The sequence below is a fragment of the Streptomyces sp. NPDC025833 genome (assembly GCF_055558055.1).
Genome location: NZ_JBVHNF010000028.1, coordinates 48,360 through 63,572 on the forward strand (window position 1 = coordinate 48,360; position 15,213 = coordinate 63,572).

The 15,213-nt window shown below is 68.8% G+C and carries 15 protein-coding genes and 2 pseudogenes; 9 read left to right on the top strand and 8 right to left on the bottom strand.

Annotated features, from left to right (window positions below; all coding sequences use genetic code 11):
* Positions 1-716: 716 nt before the first annotated feature.
* The gene (locus tag ACZ4K2_RS34625; protein ID WP_467480211.1) at positions 717-1,082 is read right to left on the bottom strand and encodes a YybH family protein; all 366 of its coding nucleotides are present in this window, start codon (positions 1,080-1,082) and stop codon (positions 717-719) included.
* Positions 1,083-1,180: 98 nt separating this feature from the next.
* Between ACZ4K2_RS34625 and ACZ4K2_RS34630 the strand changes: the two genes are divergently transcribed.
* Positions 1,181-2,122: a LysR family transcriptional regulator gene (locus ACZ4K2_RS34630; RefSeq protein ID WP_467480209.1), complete on the top strand. Its 942-nt coding sequence runs from the start codon at positions 1,181-1,183 to the stop codon at positions 2,120-2,122.
* Positions 2,123-2,449: 327 nt separating this feature from the next.
* On the opposite strand, the gene ACZ4K2_RS34635 is transcribed toward ACZ4K2_RS34630, so the two are convergent.
* The gene (locus ACZ4K2_RS34635) at positions 2,450-3,217 is read right to left on the bottom strand and encodes a hypothetical protein (RefSeq protein ID WP_467769998.1); all 768 of its coding nucleotides are present in this window, start codon (positions 3,215-3,217) and stop codon (positions 2,450-2,452) included.
* A 252-nt stretch (positions 3,218-3,469) separates the two neighbouring features.
* On the opposite strand from ACZ4K2_RS34635, the gene ACZ4K2_RS34640 reads away from it, so the two are divergent.
* Positions 3,470-3,979, top strand: a complete 510-nt coding sequence (locus ACZ4K2_RS34640; RefSeq protein ID WP_467481143.1) for a SigE family RNA polymerase sigma factor — start codon at positions 3,470-3,472, stop codon at positions 3,977-3,979.
* Entirely contained in the window at positions 3,972-4,784 is an 813-nt protein-coding gene (locus ACZ4K2_RS34645) for a hypothetical protein (RefSeq protein ID WP_467769999.1), read from the top strand. The genes ACZ4K2_RS34640 and ACZ4K2_RS34645 overlap by 8 nt, the downstream gene beginning before the upstream one ends.
* Positions 4,785-5,131: 347 nt before the next feature.
* Here the strand turns inward: ACZ4K2_RS34645 and ACZ4K2_RS34650 are convergent, their stop codons facing one another.
* From ACZ4K2_RS34650 to ACZ4K2_RS34665, 4 genes are all read right to left on the bottom strand, one after another.
* A complete protein-coding gene (locus ACZ4K2_RS34650; RefSeq protein ID WP_467481040.1) occupies positions 5,132-6,295 on the bottom strand; it encodes an amidohydrolase in 1,164 nt (387 codons plus the stop codon).
* A 308-nt stretch (positions 6,296-6,603) separates the two neighbouring features.
* Positions 6,604-7,056 (bottom strand): hypothetical protein, encoded by a 453-nt coding sequence (locus ACZ4K2_RS34655; RefSeq protein WP_467481038.1) that lies wholly within the window; start codon positions 7,054-7,056, stop codon positions 6,604-6,606.
* A gap of 251 nt (positions 7,057-7,307) precedes the next feature.
* Positions 7,308-7,658 carry a hypothetical protein gene (locus ACZ4K2_RS34660; protein WP_467481036.1) on the bottom strand — a complete coding sequence of 117 codons (351 nt, stop codon included), beginning with the start codon at positions 7,656-7,658 and terminating at the stop codon, positions 7,308-7,310.
* Positions 7,659-8,446: 788 nt separating this feature from the next.
* Positions 8,447-8,821, bottom strand: coding sequence for a winged helix-turn-helix transcriptional regulator (locus ACZ4K2_RS34665; RefSeq protein ID WP_467481033.1), 375 nt, complete (start codon positions 8,819-8,821; stop codon positions 8,447-8,449).
* An 89-nt stretch (positions 8,822-8,910) separates the two neighbouring features.
* Here ACZ4K2_RS34665 and ACZ4K2_RS34670 point away from each other — a divergent pair, with 89 nt between their 5' ends.
* The 5 genes and pseudogenes from ACZ4K2_RS34670 (at position 8,911) to ACZ4K2_RS34690 (ending at position 13,450) form a co-directional block, all read left to right on the top strand.
* The gene (locus ACZ4K2_RS34670) at positions 8,911-9,840 is read left to right on the top strand and encodes an NADP-dependent oxidoreductase (RefSeq protein ID WP_467481031.1); all 930 of its coding nucleotides are present in this window, start codon (positions 8,911-8,913) and stop codon (positions 9,838-9,840) included.
* 998 nt (positions 9,841-10,838) lie between these two features.
* Positions 10,839-11,453 (top strand): flavin reductase family protein, encoded by a 615-nt coding sequence (locus tag ACZ4K2_RS34675; RefSeq protein ID WP_467481028.1) that lies wholly within the window; start codon positions 10,839-10,841, stop codon positions 11,451-11,453.
* Between the two features lie 139 nt (positions 11,454-11,592).
* A pseudogene (locus ACZ4K2_RS34680) lies at positions 11,593-12,099 on the top strand (DUF1203 domain-containing protein); the annotation flags it as partial.
* A gap of 135 nt (positions 12,100-12,234) precedes the next feature.
* Positions 12,235-12,471: pseudogene (locus ACZ4K2_RS34685) on the top strand (helix-turn-helix domain-containing protein); the annotation flags it as partial.
* 463 nt (positions 12,472-12,934) lie between these two features.
* Positions 12,935-13,450, top strand: a complete 516-nt coding sequence (locus tag ACZ4K2_RS34690) for a GNAT family N-acetyltransferase (protein WP_467481026.1) — start codon at positions 12,935-12,937, stop codon at positions 13,448-13,450.
* Positions 13,451-13,574: 124 nt separating this feature from the next.
* Here the strand turns inward: ACZ4K2_RS34690 and ACZ4K2_RS34695 are convergent, their stop codons facing one another.
* Both ACZ4K2_RS34695 and ACZ4K2_RS34700 read right to left on the bottom strand, forming a co-directional pair.
* Complete coding sequence (locus ACZ4K2_RS34695) at positions 13,575-14,312, bottom strand: SAM-dependent methyltransferase (RefSeq protein ID WP_467481024.1); 738 nt, start codon at positions 14,310-14,312, stop codon at positions 13,575-13,577.
* A 43-nt stretch (positions 14,313-14,355) separates the two neighbouring features.
* Positions 14,356-14,658, bottom strand: coding sequence for a hypothetical protein (locus ACZ4K2_RS34700; RefSeq protein ID WP_467481022.1), 303 nt, complete (start codon positions 14,656-14,658; stop codon positions 14,356-14,358).
* Positions 14,659-14,681: 23 nt separating this feature from the next.
* Between ACZ4K2_RS34700 and ACZ4K2_RS34705 the strand changes: the two genes are divergently transcribed.
* Entirely contained in the window at positions 14,682-15,062 is a 381-nt protein-coding gene (locus ACZ4K2_RS34705) for a hypothetical protein (RefSeq protein WP_467481021.1), read from the top strand.
* The last annotated feature ends 151 nt before the right edge of the window (positions 15,063-15,213 follow it).

The window sequence follows — 15,213 nt, forward strand, 5'->3', positions numbered from 1 at the left end:
GCTCCTCCTGCTGCTGAGGCGGGTCCGCCGGGCCCTCCGGGCGGCTGGGGCGGGCCCGCCGGACCGGACGGCCCGGCGGCTGGTGTGGTGCCCCGGACCGGACGATCCCGTCGGCCGGTTGCTCCCGTGCCGGCGCGGCGCCCGGACCGCCCCGGTGGGCCGCGCCAGGGGGGGCATCCCCGGTCCGTGGGCGCCGTGCGCGGGCCGAAGACCCCGCCGGCGCCCGTGGCGCGCGCGGGGAGCGACCCCGCCCGGCGCGTCGAAGGCCGGTGACGACCGGCGGGCATCGCAGGCTGGCACCGGTGCGGGCGCTCCGGACCATGAGTACCGCTGCCAGGGCACAGAGGCCGCCGAGCCACAGACCGCCCTGGAGGGTGGCTTCGTTCACGTCAGGTAGCAGCGTTCGATCAGCAGTTTGGGCAGCGTTGGTGATCTCGAGTGACGCAGGTGCCCACGAGAAATGACGTCGCCGTGGTGGGGTGCCACCGGAGTGCGGCAGAAGCGGTCCGTCTCTTGATCACCGGCCGTTGGACTCCCGGCGTTCGATGCTGTCGATGGATTGGAAGGCCAAGCCTTGGACGACGACCCTTGGGACGACTGGCCGGAACGGTAGGTCGGCACGGACTGCGACGTCAGGGCGCCCGTCAGCGCGTTTCCGCGGGAGGTCAAGCCACGCCCACCAGCCTTCAGCCCCGCGAACTCGCGGAGGCGAGGGGTCAGCGGGTGGGTGGGACGAATTCGGGCTGGTCGAGCAGGCGCAGCCAGCTTCCATCAGGCTGGCGCCGGACGACCTGCGCCCGGGCACCGGTCCCGTCCTTCGGAGGAGTCGAGGTGAGGGCGATGTCGCCACTGATCAGCGTGGGCAGCGGTTGTTCCTGCTCAAAACGGGGACGGTTGGCCAGCACCTTCTCCCACAGCGCGTGGATCGCCTTCCGGCCCACCGTCTCGTCGCCGGGTGGGTAGGCCATCACCGCACCCTCTTCGTAAAGTGCGGCGACCCCGGCCGCGTCACCGGCGTTGGATCGTTCGACGAACAAGCGGGTGATGTCCTCGGGTCGCATGGCCTTCTCGTACTCCGGCATGAGTTCCTCCTGACGTCGGGCTTCGACGCTTCCCAGCGTGGCCGCCGACCGACCAGAAATCCAACAGATGAATCTTCTGAAAACTAGAATCTGCAGTCATGGAGCTGAGGCAGCTGGAATACTTCGTCGCGGTCGCCGAGGAGCAGAACTTCACCCGGGCAGCCGAGCGGGTGCACATCAGCCAGTCCGGCGTCAGCGCCCAGATCCGCCAGCTGGAACGGGAACTCGGAGCTGAGCTGTTCGACCGGTCGTCCCGCACCGTCACCCTCACCGTCGCGGGAAAGGCCGCACTCGAACACGCCCGCGCCGCACTCGCCGCCGCTGGGGCAGTCGGCCAGGCGGTGGGCGAGGTGGCCGACCTGATCCGGGGGCACCTCACCGTCGGAATGGTCATCGGCTGCACCCTCACCCCGCTGTTCGACGCCCTGGCCGCGTTCCACCAGGCACATCCCGGTGTGGAGATCTCGCTGCTGGAGGACAGCTCCGACCGGCTCATCGAGGGGGTGCGCACCGGCACCGTCGACCTGGCACTCGTCGGGGCAGCAACCGCCACCCCCGACGGGCTGGACGCGCTGACCATCATCAGCGAGCGGCTCGTCGCGGCAGTCCCGACCGGGCACCCCTTGGCGAAACAGCGGCGGGTCACCCTGCGCGACCTGATCGCCTACCCGATCGTGTGCATGCCGCCCGGCACCGGCCTGCGCACGGTATTCGACCAGGCGTGCGCCGCACAGGGCCTCCAACCCGCGATCTCTCTGCAGGCCAGCGCCGCGGACGCCATTGCCGACCTCGCTGCCCGCGGGCTCGCCGTCGCCGTCCTCAGCAACTCCATGGCCGCGAGTTACCGCGACCGGCTCGCCGCCCGCACCATCGATGATGTCGATACACCCGCATTGCTCGCCCTGGTCTGGAAGAACACGCACAACCCGGGGCTGCGTGAACTGCTCGTGCACAGCCGGCAAGCATTCACCAAGCCCGACCCCGCGACTTCACCGCGAACCCACGGGCCTACCCCTGACATCAAGGCGACAGACCCTTGAGTTCCCCAGCGGGTCTGAGTAGTTGAGGTACAGGAAGTAGCGCTGCGAACGATCATGGTCCGATCGGTGCGAGGGTGCTGGCACGGTTCTCGTACTCGCGGCGGGCCTTGCGCTGGGCCGGGACCACGGGGGCGCCCTGGCCGCCGTCTGATTCACCGCCGCGACGACAGGCCACGGTGCCCGAAGCTTCGCAGTGGTCTCCCGAGGAGGATGGGGAGCGGGGCTGGGTGCGCCGGGCCTGCGTGTTGAGGGGGAGTGTGTGGTTGTTGTGGTCGCTGCGGCCCGGGTGGAGTGCCGGGCCGCAGTGAGGGCTTGCGGCGGTGGGTGTTACTGCTTGGCGGTGGGTTCTGTCTGCTGGTTGTAGATCTCCTGGCCCGCGGCGTTGTAGGCGTGGACGTAGGGGGAGGGGGAGGGGGAGTTCTTTTCGAGGCCGGAGATGGCGGCCGTGTAGACGAATGCGCCGTCTGCCATGAGGGCCGGGTACTGCGTCGGGTTGTCGCCGTAGCTGATGGTGATCTTGGCGACGTCGGGTGTGTAGTGGCCGGCGCCCAGTGAGAGGGTCTGTTCCCTGTTGGCCGGCTCGCTGAAGCTGTCGAAGAACTCGATCAGGTGGCCGGTGCCCCACAGGCGGTCGTTGATGAACGTCGGCGGGACGGACATGCTGGTGCCCTTGTGGCCCTTCGTCTCGCACTGTACGTACTGGTGGGCGGAGTTGACGGCGATGACCACGCCGTCCGTGTCCCGCGTGGCGAGGGGAGCGCGGACCGCGATCACCGCGTGGTAGTTCGAGGCGTCCGGGCCCAGGCAGGAGGCCAAGATCCCGGCGACGGCCCCGGCACCGATCGGGGACGTCCTCGTGCTGGTAACGGTGAACCCTGCCGGGGTGGCGGTCACGCGGTTCCCGGAGACGCCGTTATCGGAGACCACCGAGGCGCCGGCGGAGCCGGTGCCGGGAACCTTGGCGGCGGGCGCACCGGACGGCTTGCCGAGAGCCGTGGCGGTGGGCTGGGGGGTGCCGGTCGCAGCGCTGGCCACTCCCGCCGTCGCGATGGCTGCGGCGGTGGCCGCGATGAGCATGATCGGGCGGATACGCATGAATCAGTGTCCTTTCCTGCGGGCGTCCGGTTGATGCCCGCGCCCCTGTACGTCCCTCGGTGCCCGCGCGGTCGCATCCCGGACACGTGGTCCATGTCACAGGACGTGAGCGCGACCTGGGGACGGCGCTCGTGCGTACAGGCTTGAGCGGCGCGAGGCTGCGCCCGGGAGGCACGGCTCCACCGCCGTGGTCGAGGAGGGCTTCCCGGCGAACCGCCGAGCCGATCGAGAGCACCAGGAGAGAGGCCGTTGATGACGCCACAGGAGTTCGACGCGTTCTACGCAGCGTCCTTCTCCCGCCTGACCGGGCAGCTCTACGCGATGACCAGCGACTGGTCCGAAGCGCAGGACGTGGTCCAGGAGGCCTTCATCCGCGCGTGGGACCGAAGGCGCACGTTCGACCCCGACGAGGCCCCGGAAGCCTGGATCCGGACCACCGCCCGGCGGCTGGCCATTTCACGTTGGCGACGTCTGGCCCGGGGTCTGCACCTGGCCGGACGCCACCACCATGAACCCCGCACCGTCGAGCCGCCCACTGAGGAGTACTTGATGCTGGTCATCGCGCTCCGCGACCTGCCCGAGGCGCAGCGCAGCGCCATGGTCCTGCACCACATGTGCGACCTTTCCATCGAGCAGGTCGCGGCCGAGACCGGCGCCAGTGTCAGTGCCGTCAAGAGCCGCCTCGCCCGCGGGCGGGCCGCGCTGGCGGCCCGGCTCGGCGATCAGCCCCCGACCAGCGAGGAAGGACGGCTCCATGTCTGACCCCCTCCACGACACCCTGGGAGACCGGCTGCGGCTGCTCGGCACGCAGATGCCGGCACCGACCCTGCCCGCCGCGGAGATCCGCCGACGCGGCGACCGGCGCCGCCACCGCCGGCACGCCCTGGGCGCGACCGCGGCCTGCACCGCGGCAGCCCTGTGCCTGGTTCTCCCGTCCGTGCTGCACTCACCCGGCCTACGGCACGGAGCAGCCCCCACGGACACCCCCTCCGTGTCAGCTTCCCCCCGCCCCCCGGCCGGGTTCACCGTTACCAGCACGAGGACGTCCCCGATCGGTGCCGGGGCCGTCGCCGGGATCTTGGCCTCCTGCCTGGGCCCGGACGCCTCGAACTACCACGCGGTGATCGCGGTCCGCGCTCCCCTCGCCACGCGGGACACGGACGGCGTGGTCATCGCCGTCAACTCCGCCCACCAGTACGTACAGTGCGAGACGAAGGGCCACAAGGGCACCAGCATGTCCGTCCCGCCGACGTTCATCAACGACCGCCTGTGGGGCACCGGCCACCTGATCGAGTTCTTCGACAGCTTCAGCGAGCCGGCCAACAGGGAACAGACCCTCTCACTGGGCGCCGGCCACTACACACCCGACGTCGCCAAGATCACCATCAGCTACGGCGACAACCCCACGCAGTACCCGGCCCTCATGGCAGACGGCGCATTCGTCTACACGGCCGCCATCTCCGGCCTCGAAAAGAACTCCCCCTCCCCCTCCCCCTACGTCCACGCCTACAACGCCGCGGGCCAGGAGATCTACAACCAGCAGACAGAACCCACCGCCAAGCAGTAACACCCACCGCCGCAAGCCCTCACTGCGGCCCGGCACTCCACCCGGGCCGCAGCGACCACAACAACCACACACTCCCCCTCAACACGCAGGCCCGGCGCACCCAGCCCCGCTCCCCATCCCAGGGAGTTACGCAAGGAACGAAACCACGGCCGGGAGCGGGGCGCGTGCCGGCAGTTCCGTCCAGGTGACTGCGTGGTCCACCGCGAGCCGCCCGCATTCCTCGACGGAGGTGTGAAGCGCCGGTGCAGTGGGCGTCGAGAACCCGGCCGCGCAGGCTGCGCGGGTGCCGCCGAGGCGGTCGATTGCTGCTGTGCTGCGGCATCCGAGATGAACCGGCCGAAAGCTCATCAGCTCGTGCGAGTCGGTTTCCCGAGGTGGGTGAGTGCGGCTGTGACCAGGGCCTGGACGCCGGTGTCCAGGGTGGGCTGCAGGACCGGTGCGAAGCGGGGGCTGTGGTTGACCGGGATGTCCTGGGCCACGGTGCCGCGTTGCCGGGCGGCCTCGTAGGCGTCCGGATCGACGCCGCCCAGGGCCCAGTAGGTGTACGGGGTGCCGAAGGCGTCCGGGATCCGGCTGAAGTCCTCGCTGGCGCTCTGCAGCTCGGTAGTGACCGCACGCTCTCCGAACATCGCGGCGAAAGCGGCGGAGACCTCGCGGGTCACCACGCCGTTGTTGACAGTCGGCGGAAAGCGGGTGCCATCCTCGATCTGCGGCGCGCGAGTCGCCCCGGAGGCGTCACACTCGGCATGGACGATGCGCCGCACGGCTGCCAGGACGGCCCGCCGGGTCTCGTCGTCGTACGTGCGCACGTTCGCCAGCAGTTCGGCCGGCTCCGGAATCACGTTGCCGCTCGAGCCCGCCTGGACGGAGCCCACCGTGGCCACGACCGGCTGGGTGGCGGCCAGCTCGCGCGAGACAATGGTCTGGAGCCGGACGACGATCATCGAGGCAATCACCACGGGGTCGATGGCGGCCTGCGGTGCCGAGCCGTGAGCGCCCCGGCCATGGACAGTGATCTTCACATTGTCCGCCGCGGAGAGAAAGGACCCGGCGCGCGTGCCAACCTGCCCAGCCGGATAGGGAAGCACATGCTGGGCGAAGGCGACGTCCGGGCGAGGAACACGGTCGGTCAGCCCGTCGGCGAGCATCCGGTCAGCACCGTCCCCCGGCTCCTCGGCAGGCTGGAACAAGGCCACCAGCGTGCCCTGCCACGCCCCCGGCGCGGCGGCCATGAGTCGCGCAGCCCCCAGCAGGCAGGTGACGTGCATGTCATGACCGCAGGCATGCGCCACGGGCACCCGGCGGCCGGAAGCGTCCGTGGCTTCGGCCGTGCTGGCGTAGGTCAGACCGGCCTCCTCAAGGACCGGCAGAGCGCCCGGCCCGCGATGTCGGCGTCGCCTACGGCGCCGAACCCCGACACCTGCCCGCCGCGCTGCTGGCTCGCCTGGCGGGCCGCCAAGCTCGCCGCCGGCGCCGACCCCGCAGGTCCCGCCTTCCGGCTCGTCGGCCAGTGGGGCAACCTCGGCACCACCCGGCTCTCCCTAGACGGCTGCGGACGCGCGATGTCCCGCGCCGCGCAGTACGCCGGGCTCGCCGGACGCCGGCTCACCGGACACTCCGCACGGCGCGGTGTCGTCGTCACGAGCCGCAAGAGGGGCAAGCGCGTCGAGAAGCTGCGCGCCCAGGGCGGCTGGTCGACGAAAAGCCCGGTGTTCTGGGAATACGCCGACGAGGGCGAGAAGTGGGAGGACAACGCCACCGAGGAGGATCGGACTGTGACCAGTCCTGCGTGCCCGGCGCCGTACGGCTCCCGTAGCCGTCACCGCGTGATATCGCGCCACCAGGCGGCCACGCGGCTGTCCATCCAATAGAGCATTTCGGCCTTGCCCGTGGTGCTGTCGGAGGCGCCTTGACTGTTCTCGATGGGCCAGCGCTTCTCCTTGAACAGCTGCGCGGAGATGCGGCTGAGAGCTGCGTGCTCGTTGCTCTGCTGTCGCTCAGGAAGTTTCGAGCGCTCGAGAATCTCCGTGAAGGTCAGCTTCTCGTTGGGGCGTTCGGCGGTGGCCTCGAAGAGCGCCCGAACCCCAGGGAGGTGGTTCACCTTATGCCAGAGCAGCTCTACCTGAGCCCTTGTCCACAGCCCCTGGCGTCCGAGGTCGACAGCGGTGTCGGTTCCATCGATCTCCGCGAGCAGGCCGTTGAGCTTGGCGTTGAGAGATTCGGTGTCGGCGAGCGCGGCAACGACAGCGGCGCGCAGCGTAGCGTGGTCCATCACAAGCCCCCTATGTGGTTTCGTAGACGAAGCTCTACGACTAAGACTGTAGAGATTCGTCTACGAAACGACAATGGCCGGATGGTCGGTCGCGGTTGCCTCTACACAGGTTGGCGAACGGTGGCTTGCCGTGGAGGAGGACGAACTCGTCAAGCAGGTCCGCTTCGGCTTGGTAGCCGCGACGGCCGGAACGCCAACTGCCCGGAACCTACAAGTCCCAGGCCCGGGGCACCCGCTGGTCGGGCCGCCATCTACCAGCGGTCACCGAAGCCGGTTCCGGGCCCGGGGAGGCCAGCGCCCCGAAAGTCGGGCGCCGTGCGGCCCGCGTCCTTTGACTTGGACTTGGTCTTCTGCCGCAGGATCTCCTGCGCCCAGCCGACGATGCGCGCTGGACGTCCCCCAATCAAGGTGTCATAGTCCGGCTCCCAGTAGTTGCCGTGGTTGTCCAGGGCGGCGTAGGTGCCCTTGGCAGTGGGCTTGAGGACCATGCCGCAGTGCCCGTAGTGCGAGTTGCCGGCATGGGCGAAGAAGGGGCGGCCGGTTATCTCGAGGCAGCCTTTCAGCACGCCTTGGTGGTGGTAGACGGCGGGAACAGTAAGCATGACCCCGCCTACGACAAGGACGACCCTGCGGGGCTCGGCGCCGTCGGATGTGTGATCTTGCACGGTGCTCTCCTTTGTCGGTCCTGGAGCCCTAGCTCAGAGATCAGCCGCAGCACGCTAACGAGGCGTCAAGTGCGAGGAACGTAGAGCTGGCAGGCCCTGCGGCTACTTTGCACCGTGAGGCACCGACGCCGGGCCAGATCGGCAGGGTTGGCTGTGTTTACTCATGCCGGTGTCCGGGCGTGGCTCCACCCCCGCTTGTCCACGACCGCATCCTGGAACGCCGCGGCCGCATCGGTGACGCTCACCGTCTTCTCGCCATGCGGCCCCTTGAGTCCGGGCCCAGTGTCCTCGCAGCCGCTCATGGCCGCCACAGTCACCGCCGCGACCACGCCGACGGCCGTCTTCCCGTGAACAACTCGCTTCACGACCCCAAGGACGACACCTTCGGAGACGACGTAGTGTTTTTGTGCACCCCAGTTGGCACCGCTCGCCAACTGGAGTGCAGCTCGGGGATTGGGGTGGTCGTCTCGCTCACGCGTTCGACGGTACGTCGCGCCCCGGCCCAATGAGTCTCCCGAGCTGATGAGTTGCGACGTCGAACACCCCTCTCGACGGTACGGGAGCCTCGTCCGCCGCGTGGCACCAGCCGGTCACCCGACCAGTGGCCACTCTGGAAGACCTCAGTGAACCTAGTCGCGCGACTGAGGGGGCTGGGGGGGGCTGGATGGCTGTAATGGCTGTAATGGCTGGGGTGGATGCTGGAGGGGCTGTCCCTGGTGGGGGCCTCAGTCGCTATGGACGACCGGGTCGGCGTCGAGCGCATCGAGCACTGCGTCGCCGTTCGCCCTCGCCCATTCGGTCAGCACGTGGATCGGCTCGATCAGTGTCGCCCCGAGCGGGGTGAGCTCGTACTCGACGCGGGGCGGCACCTCGGCGTAGGCGTGGCGGCGGATGAGTCCGTGCGCCTCGAGCCGTCGAAGCGTCTGGGTGAGCATCTTGCGGGAGATGCCGCCGATCAGCTCGATCAGCTGGCCATGGCGCACCGGGCCCCTGCTGAGGCCGTAGAGCACGACCACCGTCCACTTGTCGGCGATCAGCTCGACCGCAAGACGCGCCGGACAGTCGGCGAGAAAGGAATCCCCGGGACCGAAACCGCACATGGCGTCCAAGGTACCTGCGCCGAAGGTACCTGCTGGTTCCTATCGGATTCATAGCCTGGGTTCTCTCCCCTTCCAAAGCCAGGAGAGTCATGCGAGTCATCACCCAGCAGACGCTCGGCGGTCCCGAGGTGCTCACCATCGTGGACGCGCCCGAGCCCCAGCCCCTTCCGACCGAGGTTCTCGTCCGTGTCAAGGCGATCGGACTGAACCCACTGGAGGCGCGCCTGCGCGCCGGCGAGTTTCCGCTGATCGGCCAGCCGCCGTTCATTCTGGGCTGGGACATCAGCGGCGTGGTCGAGGAGGCACCAGGGACGTGGCGCTTCAGGCCCGGCGACGAGGTGTTCGGGATGCCGCTGTTCCCGCGGGCGGCGAGCGCGTACGCCGAGGTCGTGTCGGCGCCGGCGTTGCACCTGGCACGCAAGCCGGCGTCGCTCTCGCACGTCGAGGCGTCGGCGCTGCCGGTCGTCGGGCTGACGGCGTGGCAGGGCCTCGTCGACCTCGGCGGCGTGAGCGAGGGCGACCGCGTCCTGGTTCACGGCGGTGGTGGTGGCGTCGGACACGTCGCGATCCAGATCGCGAAGGCGCTGGGCGCGCACGTGATCACCACCGCCGGCGGAAGCAAGCGGAAGTTCGTCGAGGGGTTCGGCGCCGACGAGGTGATCGACTACACGGCGGTCGACTTCACCGAGGCGGTCCGCGACATCGACGTCGTGCTCGACACGATCGGCGGCGACACCGTCGAGCGGTCGCTCGAAGTGCTCCGCCCGGGCGGTCACCTGGTGACGGCGGTCGCCGAGGAAGATTCGGAGCTCATCGCCAGGTACGAGGCGGCCGGCATGCGCTTCAGCGGCATCGCGGTCGAACCCGATCCGGTCGCCCTGCGAGGTCTCGTCACACTCGTCGAACAGGGCAGGCTCCGGGTCCACGTGCAGGAGACGTTCCCGTTCGAGCGCGTCGCCGACGCGCACCGGCTGCTCGACGGGGGTCACCTCCAGGGCAAGCTCGTCCTCACCATCTGATCCCGTCGCGGGGCCTCGCGTAAGGGAGACCCCACTGAGGTGTCCTCCGAGTCCCCACGGGCCGGTCGCGGCCCTTCGTCTCAACGAACCGAGTCGACCTGTCTCACCCGACTCAGTCCACGCAAGTCACCGTCATGCGGACGCCTGACTGTTGTGGGACATGACGTTGTTGACAGGCGAGCCGTTCTCTGCGCGATCTGCGCGCTCGCGGGCGTCGATGAGTTCGTCCCAGTGATCGGCGGTCCAGGCATAGACGTCCAGGGGGACTGCGCCTCGCCCGCCGTGCCCTCCCGCCCCAGTGACACGCCGCGGCCCCGCGGATCAGTCCTGACATCCCCGGGGCCCGGCTCGGGGGCGCACCGTCCAACGACGCTGTGCCCCGGCCGTTACGCGGTAGCCGGCTCCGGCACTTCGAGACACTCAGCGACCCGGCGGGCCATCGCGGCTACCCGCCGTGGCAGGTAGCTGTCCAGGGCCTCGACGTCGTCACACAGCCGCGCCGTCAGCCCATGCAGGCACGCCTCTGTGAAAAGCTTCTGCGGGTTGTCCGCACCTGTGACCGAAGCGCACCTCACCGCGGTCAGTCATCGCGCAACCGCCGGGGCACCGTCCAGCACGACCGCGGTCTCCGCCGCTACGCAGCCGCCCGCCGACCCTGCGCGGCGGCGCCGAGGCGTTCTGGCTGGCGGCAGCCGCGCACGCTGCCCCGGGCGGCCGACGTCCGCGGTACCCGACGCCGTCCCGGCGCCTCCGTCCGGCTCCAGTTTTCGGCGGACCCCGTTTTGCGGGCGTGGCGGGCGTGGCGGGCGTGGCGGGCGTGCACTGGTCGGTGATCGCCGAGGAGTGGTGGAAGGCGGTGTCCGTTTTCTGCCAGTGTCACGGCCGTGTGGTTGGAATTGTGAGCCGGGCGGTGTCTTCGAGGTGGTGTTGGGGACGGCCGTGTCCGTATTCCGAAAAATGGAGTTGTCCGCATGCACCGTACGACCGAACCTAGGGTCTTGTACTTCGGCACGCCAGTCGTCCTCGTGAGCACATGCAACGAGGACGGTTCAGCGAATCTCGCGCCGATATCGTCCGCTTGGTGGGTGGAACAGTCGTGCATGCTCGGGTTGGACGGGACGTCCAGGACGACCGAGAACCTGGCCCGCGCCGGCGAATGCGTGCTCAACATGACGTCGTCTGCGTTGGTCGCTGCGGTCGACCGGATGGCCTTGCTCACCGGTACCCCGGAAGTGCCGGAGCACAAGCAGCGCAAGGGCTACCGGTACGAGCCGGACAAGTTCACTGCGGCGGGACTGACCCCTATGCCATCCGAGCTGGTCACTGCGCCGCGGGTCGCGGAGTCTCCCATACAACTCGAGGCGCGGGTAACCCGTCTGCATCCCTTCGAGGATGAAGACTCCGGTCTTGTGGCCATCGAGTGCAGGGTAGTTCGGGTGCACGTGGAGGAGGAGTTGCTGCTACCGGGGAACCGAAGCCACATCGACGCCGACCGATGGGACCCGCTGATCATGAAATTCTGCAGCTTCTACGGCAACGGTCGTAACCTGCACGCCTCCAAGCTCGCTACGGCATGGGAAATCCCGCGACCAACAGCCGCAGTGCATATCTGAGCAGGTCCCCGGCTCCGACTCTCACCGCGAGAACCTTGCCACCTCTGCAGGGAATGGCCTGGCACGGTCCCGGATCGGTCGGCCGTCCTTGTCCGGTTTCCGCCAGCGTCAGAGGCGGTCAGCCACGGAGTCTGAACACATGACGATATCGAATCATCGACCAACCGCCATCCCTCCCCACGTTCTCGAAGAGCTGCGACAGAGCGACGATGCCGGTGCGGTTCCCCATCCTTACGTGCATGACCTGGACGGAGCGCCCTTGTGCTGCTGTTTACGCCGTAGCCGTGCCGGTGAGCGCATATCACTGGTGTCGTACGCCCCGCTGCGCCGGGGAATGGCGGACGCCGGCGTCGATCCGGGGGCCTACGACGAGGTGGGCCCGGTTTTCATCCACACCGGCCGTTGCACGGGCCCGGATCCGACATGGGGTTATCCATTCGCCGAGACAGGAGCCCTGCGCGTTTTCCGCCGGTACAGCAGCAAAGGTCGGATCGTGGGTGGCGCGATCGTGCAGTTGCCGAAGAGTCTTCTGCGGGCTCAGGCCGTCGTGGACGAGGCGCTGCACGAAGCCTTCGCTGACGCCGAGGTAGCGCTCGTGCACGTACGGGCCGTGGAGTACGGCTGTTTTCAGTACGAAGTGCGCAGGCTGGCGGTCCCCGGCGACCACGGCCGGTCCCCTAGAAGGGAAAGCGCTGGTCAGACAGAGGTCGGCGGGCAGATCACCCGGTGCCTACCGTGATGGGACGCCATGCCACTGCCGTAGCTCTGCCCGGTTCGACGGCAAGAAGGGCGGCCGTGGTCGCTGCTGTTGGAGGACCGGGTGCTGCTGGTGGCCGCGTACTGGCGTACCGACCCCACCCTGCGTCAACTCGCCCCGCTGTTCGGCGTCTCGAAGTCGGCGGCCGACCGGATCGTTGACCTTGGACCGGCTCTCGCGCTCCAGCCCCGGCGGTTCCGCGAGGACACCGTGCTCATCGTGGACGGCACGCTGGTCCCGACCCGCGACCGGGCCGTGGCCGCCCACCGTCTAGTGCAGTTCCTCGAACATGCCGACCCTGTGCCGCCCGCCCCCAGCCCACCCGCCCGCTCGCCCCGCCCGGCGCCGACCGCTTTCTCCGATGCTGAACTCCGCCTGTAACGGCGTGAGTTGCCAAGTGATGCCTTGGTAGAGGGCGTCCGGGGGGAGTGGGGAGGCGGCGACGCCTGACCCGAAATCGCTCCCGGGGTGTCATGGACTGCTTTGCGCCCTTCTCGGCTGTGAGGACGAGCGGGATGACGCCGATGGTGTCCAGGCTCCCGACCAAAAACGCTTCGCTCAGGCTGGGCAGCGGTTGCTACCGTCACGGCAGCGCGAGAGGCGCGTGATCAAGGGACTGGGAGGTTGATGAATATGGCTGCCGTCGGCCGTCTTCAGCGTGCCCATGTCCGGTCCGCGCGTTAGCACAGTGCGGCCCGGTCGTCACAGCGACCAGGAGTGACACGTGACATCCCCTCGTTCATCAGCCCCCAGGCAACTGACCACCGACCGACTCGTTCTACGAACCTGGACCATGGCCGACGCCACCGCAGTCGTCGGTGACGCCAGGTCGGCCCATTGGGCGGACGACTTCCCCGCCGAAGGCGACTACGTCGTCGCCAGCCTCTTCGACCAGCACCCCGCCTGGCTCGGCGAGCACGGTCACCGTTTGATCATCGAGCGGGACAGTGGCCTGGTGGTGGGTTCGATCGGCCTGTTCTGGCCGCCCAGCGAGGGGGCCCTCGAACTCGGATACGGCATCGTGATGTCCCGCCGCGGCCGAGGCTATGCCTCCGAGGCCGCCCGGGCACTCGCCGAGTTCGCCCTCACCGCCCCCGACGTCCATACCGTGTTCGCCGACGTGGAACTGTCCAACCCGGCCTCCGTCCGCGTGCTGGAGAAGGCCGGCTTTCATCGATGGGCCACCGAAGGTGACGTGGCCCGCTTCAGGATGATGAAACCGGACCACCGCCAGCGATGATGCGCCGGGGCCGGCGGCATGCCGCCGGCCCCGAACGCTGCCAGGGCTGCGCACTGGCACGGAGCACACCACACGGCCGCGAGACAGGACTGCTCGAACTCGACGTTACGCCCGCCCCCCCTTTTCAGTCGAAGGTCGGCCGCAGGACCATGGTGACGAAGCCGAAGGTGTCGCGGTAGCCGTGCAGCCACTCGCTGCGGTGGGTCGTGGCGGTTTTCAGGGCCTGGTCACTGCCTGCATCCTCGGCGTGGTCCAGGGCCCACGCGGCCAGTGACCCCGTCCAGGCCCATTCGTAGGCGTCGAGTTGGTGACGGGTACTGATGTGGGCGTGGACCGGTGTCCAGCCGTCGGCGACGACCCGGTCGACGGTCGTCGCCAGGTCGTCCATGTCGCCGAGCATCTCGACGGCCTCAGGGCCGGGCGTGCCCTCCCAGAAGCCGTCCCCGACCAGGACGCGGCCGTCGGGAGCCAGGTGCCTTCGGGCGGCAGCCAGGGTGGCGGGCAGTCCACCGAACGCGTGGGTGGCACCGACGCTGATCACGAGGTCGAAGGAGTGGGGTGCGTCAAACTCCGCTGCAGCCTCGTGATGAAGGGCCAGCCGCTGGTCCACGCCGAGGGCGATCGCGCGTTCACGGGCGTGTGCCAGCGCGGGCTCAGACACGTCAACGCCTTCGGCGTGCAGGTGCGGATGGGTGGCAAGGGCGCGCAGCAGCCACTCCGCGCCGCCGCAGCCGAGGTCGAGGACGCGGGCGTCGGGGCGCGGGACGGCACGGTCCAGTAGCCCTCGTAACGCGGCGTCGTCGAGCGGGGCGGCGACGGGGTGGTCCGCGTGGGCGAGTCGGGAGATCAGTTCGTGATTCACCCACCGAGCGTGCCATGACGCACGACGGTAAGCGTGTCAATTTTCACGCGTACGACGCGCCGTACAGCGTCTTCGGCACCGTGGACTTCACCGACCCCCGCGAATTGCCGCCTGCGGCGGTAACCTCCCTCAAGCCGGGCGGACCTTGGCCCACTGCCAGAGCGGGCCACCCGCCCAGCCCGATGCCGTAGCTGCCGACATCCCGGCAAAGACGCCGGACGGCGAAGCCACCACGATGAGCCGCTGGGTCCTCCAGCAACCTGCGCACCGACTCTTTCCTCGCCATCACCGACCACTCGAGCGGAAGGCCCTCGATGACCCGCATCACGAGCCGGATCGACGTCATCTCCGGCCTGGCAGGCTGACCTCGTGCAGGAACACGACTGGTACTACGACAACGGCGAGGAACTGTCCCCCGATGTGGAGCCTGGGGTACTGGCGGAGGACGTCGCGAAGCGTTGGATGGCGGTGGAGCGGATCTACGGCCTGGTCTGGCATTGGTTCACCCCCGCGGACTGGGACACGCTGCAACGGATCTATCAGGGCCTGCCCGGCTGGCAGCCCTTCTCTTCCGACGTTGCCCGGTGGTTTTCACTGGATGAGAACCGGGACCTGCACCTGTGGGGTTCGGTCGAACCCTCGGGCCTCCAGGTCACGGGAGTGCTGACGCGGGGCATGTGGCATGACTGGGACACCCGGTTTCGTCGCGCGATCACAAGCCACAGCCTTCCCCGGCTCACGATTGCATGAGGCGCACCCATCCCCACATCACCAACCGCAGCAAGATCACGATCTTCGGCTGGAGTGCTAGTACTCCAGCAGCGTTTCGCTATCTTGCCTGGTCACAGGCATCGCCGGGAGTGTAGTGGGCTGCTGGAACGTCAGGGGCGGTCTTGCCGGA

Excerpts from the sequence above, each read along its gene's own strand:
- ACZ4K2_RS34625 (WP_467480211.1), bottom strand. The coding sequence starts at position 1,082 with ATGCCGGAGTACGAGAAGGCCATGCGACCCGAGGACATCACCCGCTTG.
- ACZ4K2_RS34630 (WP_467480209.1), top strand. The coding sequence starts at position 1,181 with ATGGAGCTGAGGCAGCTGGAATACTTCGTCGCGGTCGCCGAGGAGCAG.
- ACZ4K2_RS34635 (WP_467769998.1), bottom strand. The coding sequence starts at position 3,217 with ATGCGTATCCGCCCGATCATGCTCATCGCGGCCACCGCCGCAGCCATC.
- ACZ4K2_RS34640 (WP_467481143.1), top strand. The coding sequence starts at position 3,470 with ATGACGCCACAGGAGTTCGACGCGTTCTACGCAGCGTCCTTCTCCCGC.
- ACZ4K2_RS34645 (WP_467769999.1), top strand. The coding sequence starts at position 3,972 with ATGTCTGACCCCCTCCACGACACCCTGGGAGACCGGCTGCGGCTGCTC.
- ACZ4K2_RS34655 (WP_467481038.1), bottom strand. The coding sequence starts at position 7,056 with ATGGACCACGCTACGCTGCGCGCCGCTGTCGTTGCCGCGCTCGCCGAC.
- ACZ4K2_RS34660 (WP_467481036.1), bottom strand. The coding sequence starts at position 7,658 with ATGCTTACTGTTCCCGCCGTCTACCACCACCAAGGCGTGCTGAAAGGC.
- ACZ4K2_RS34665 (WP_467481033.1), bottom strand. The coding sequence starts at position 8,821 with ATGTGCGGTTTCGGTCCCGGGGATTCCTTTCTCGCCGACTGTCCGGCG.
- ACZ4K2_RS34670 (WP_467481031.1), top strand. The coding sequence starts at position 8,911 with ATGCGAGTCATCACCCAGCAGACGCTCGGCGGTCCCGAGGTGCTCACC.
- ACZ4K2_RS34700 (WP_467481022.1), bottom strand. The coding sequence starts at position 14,658 with ATGACGTCGATCCGGCTCGTGATGCGGGTCATCGAGGGCCTTCCGCTC.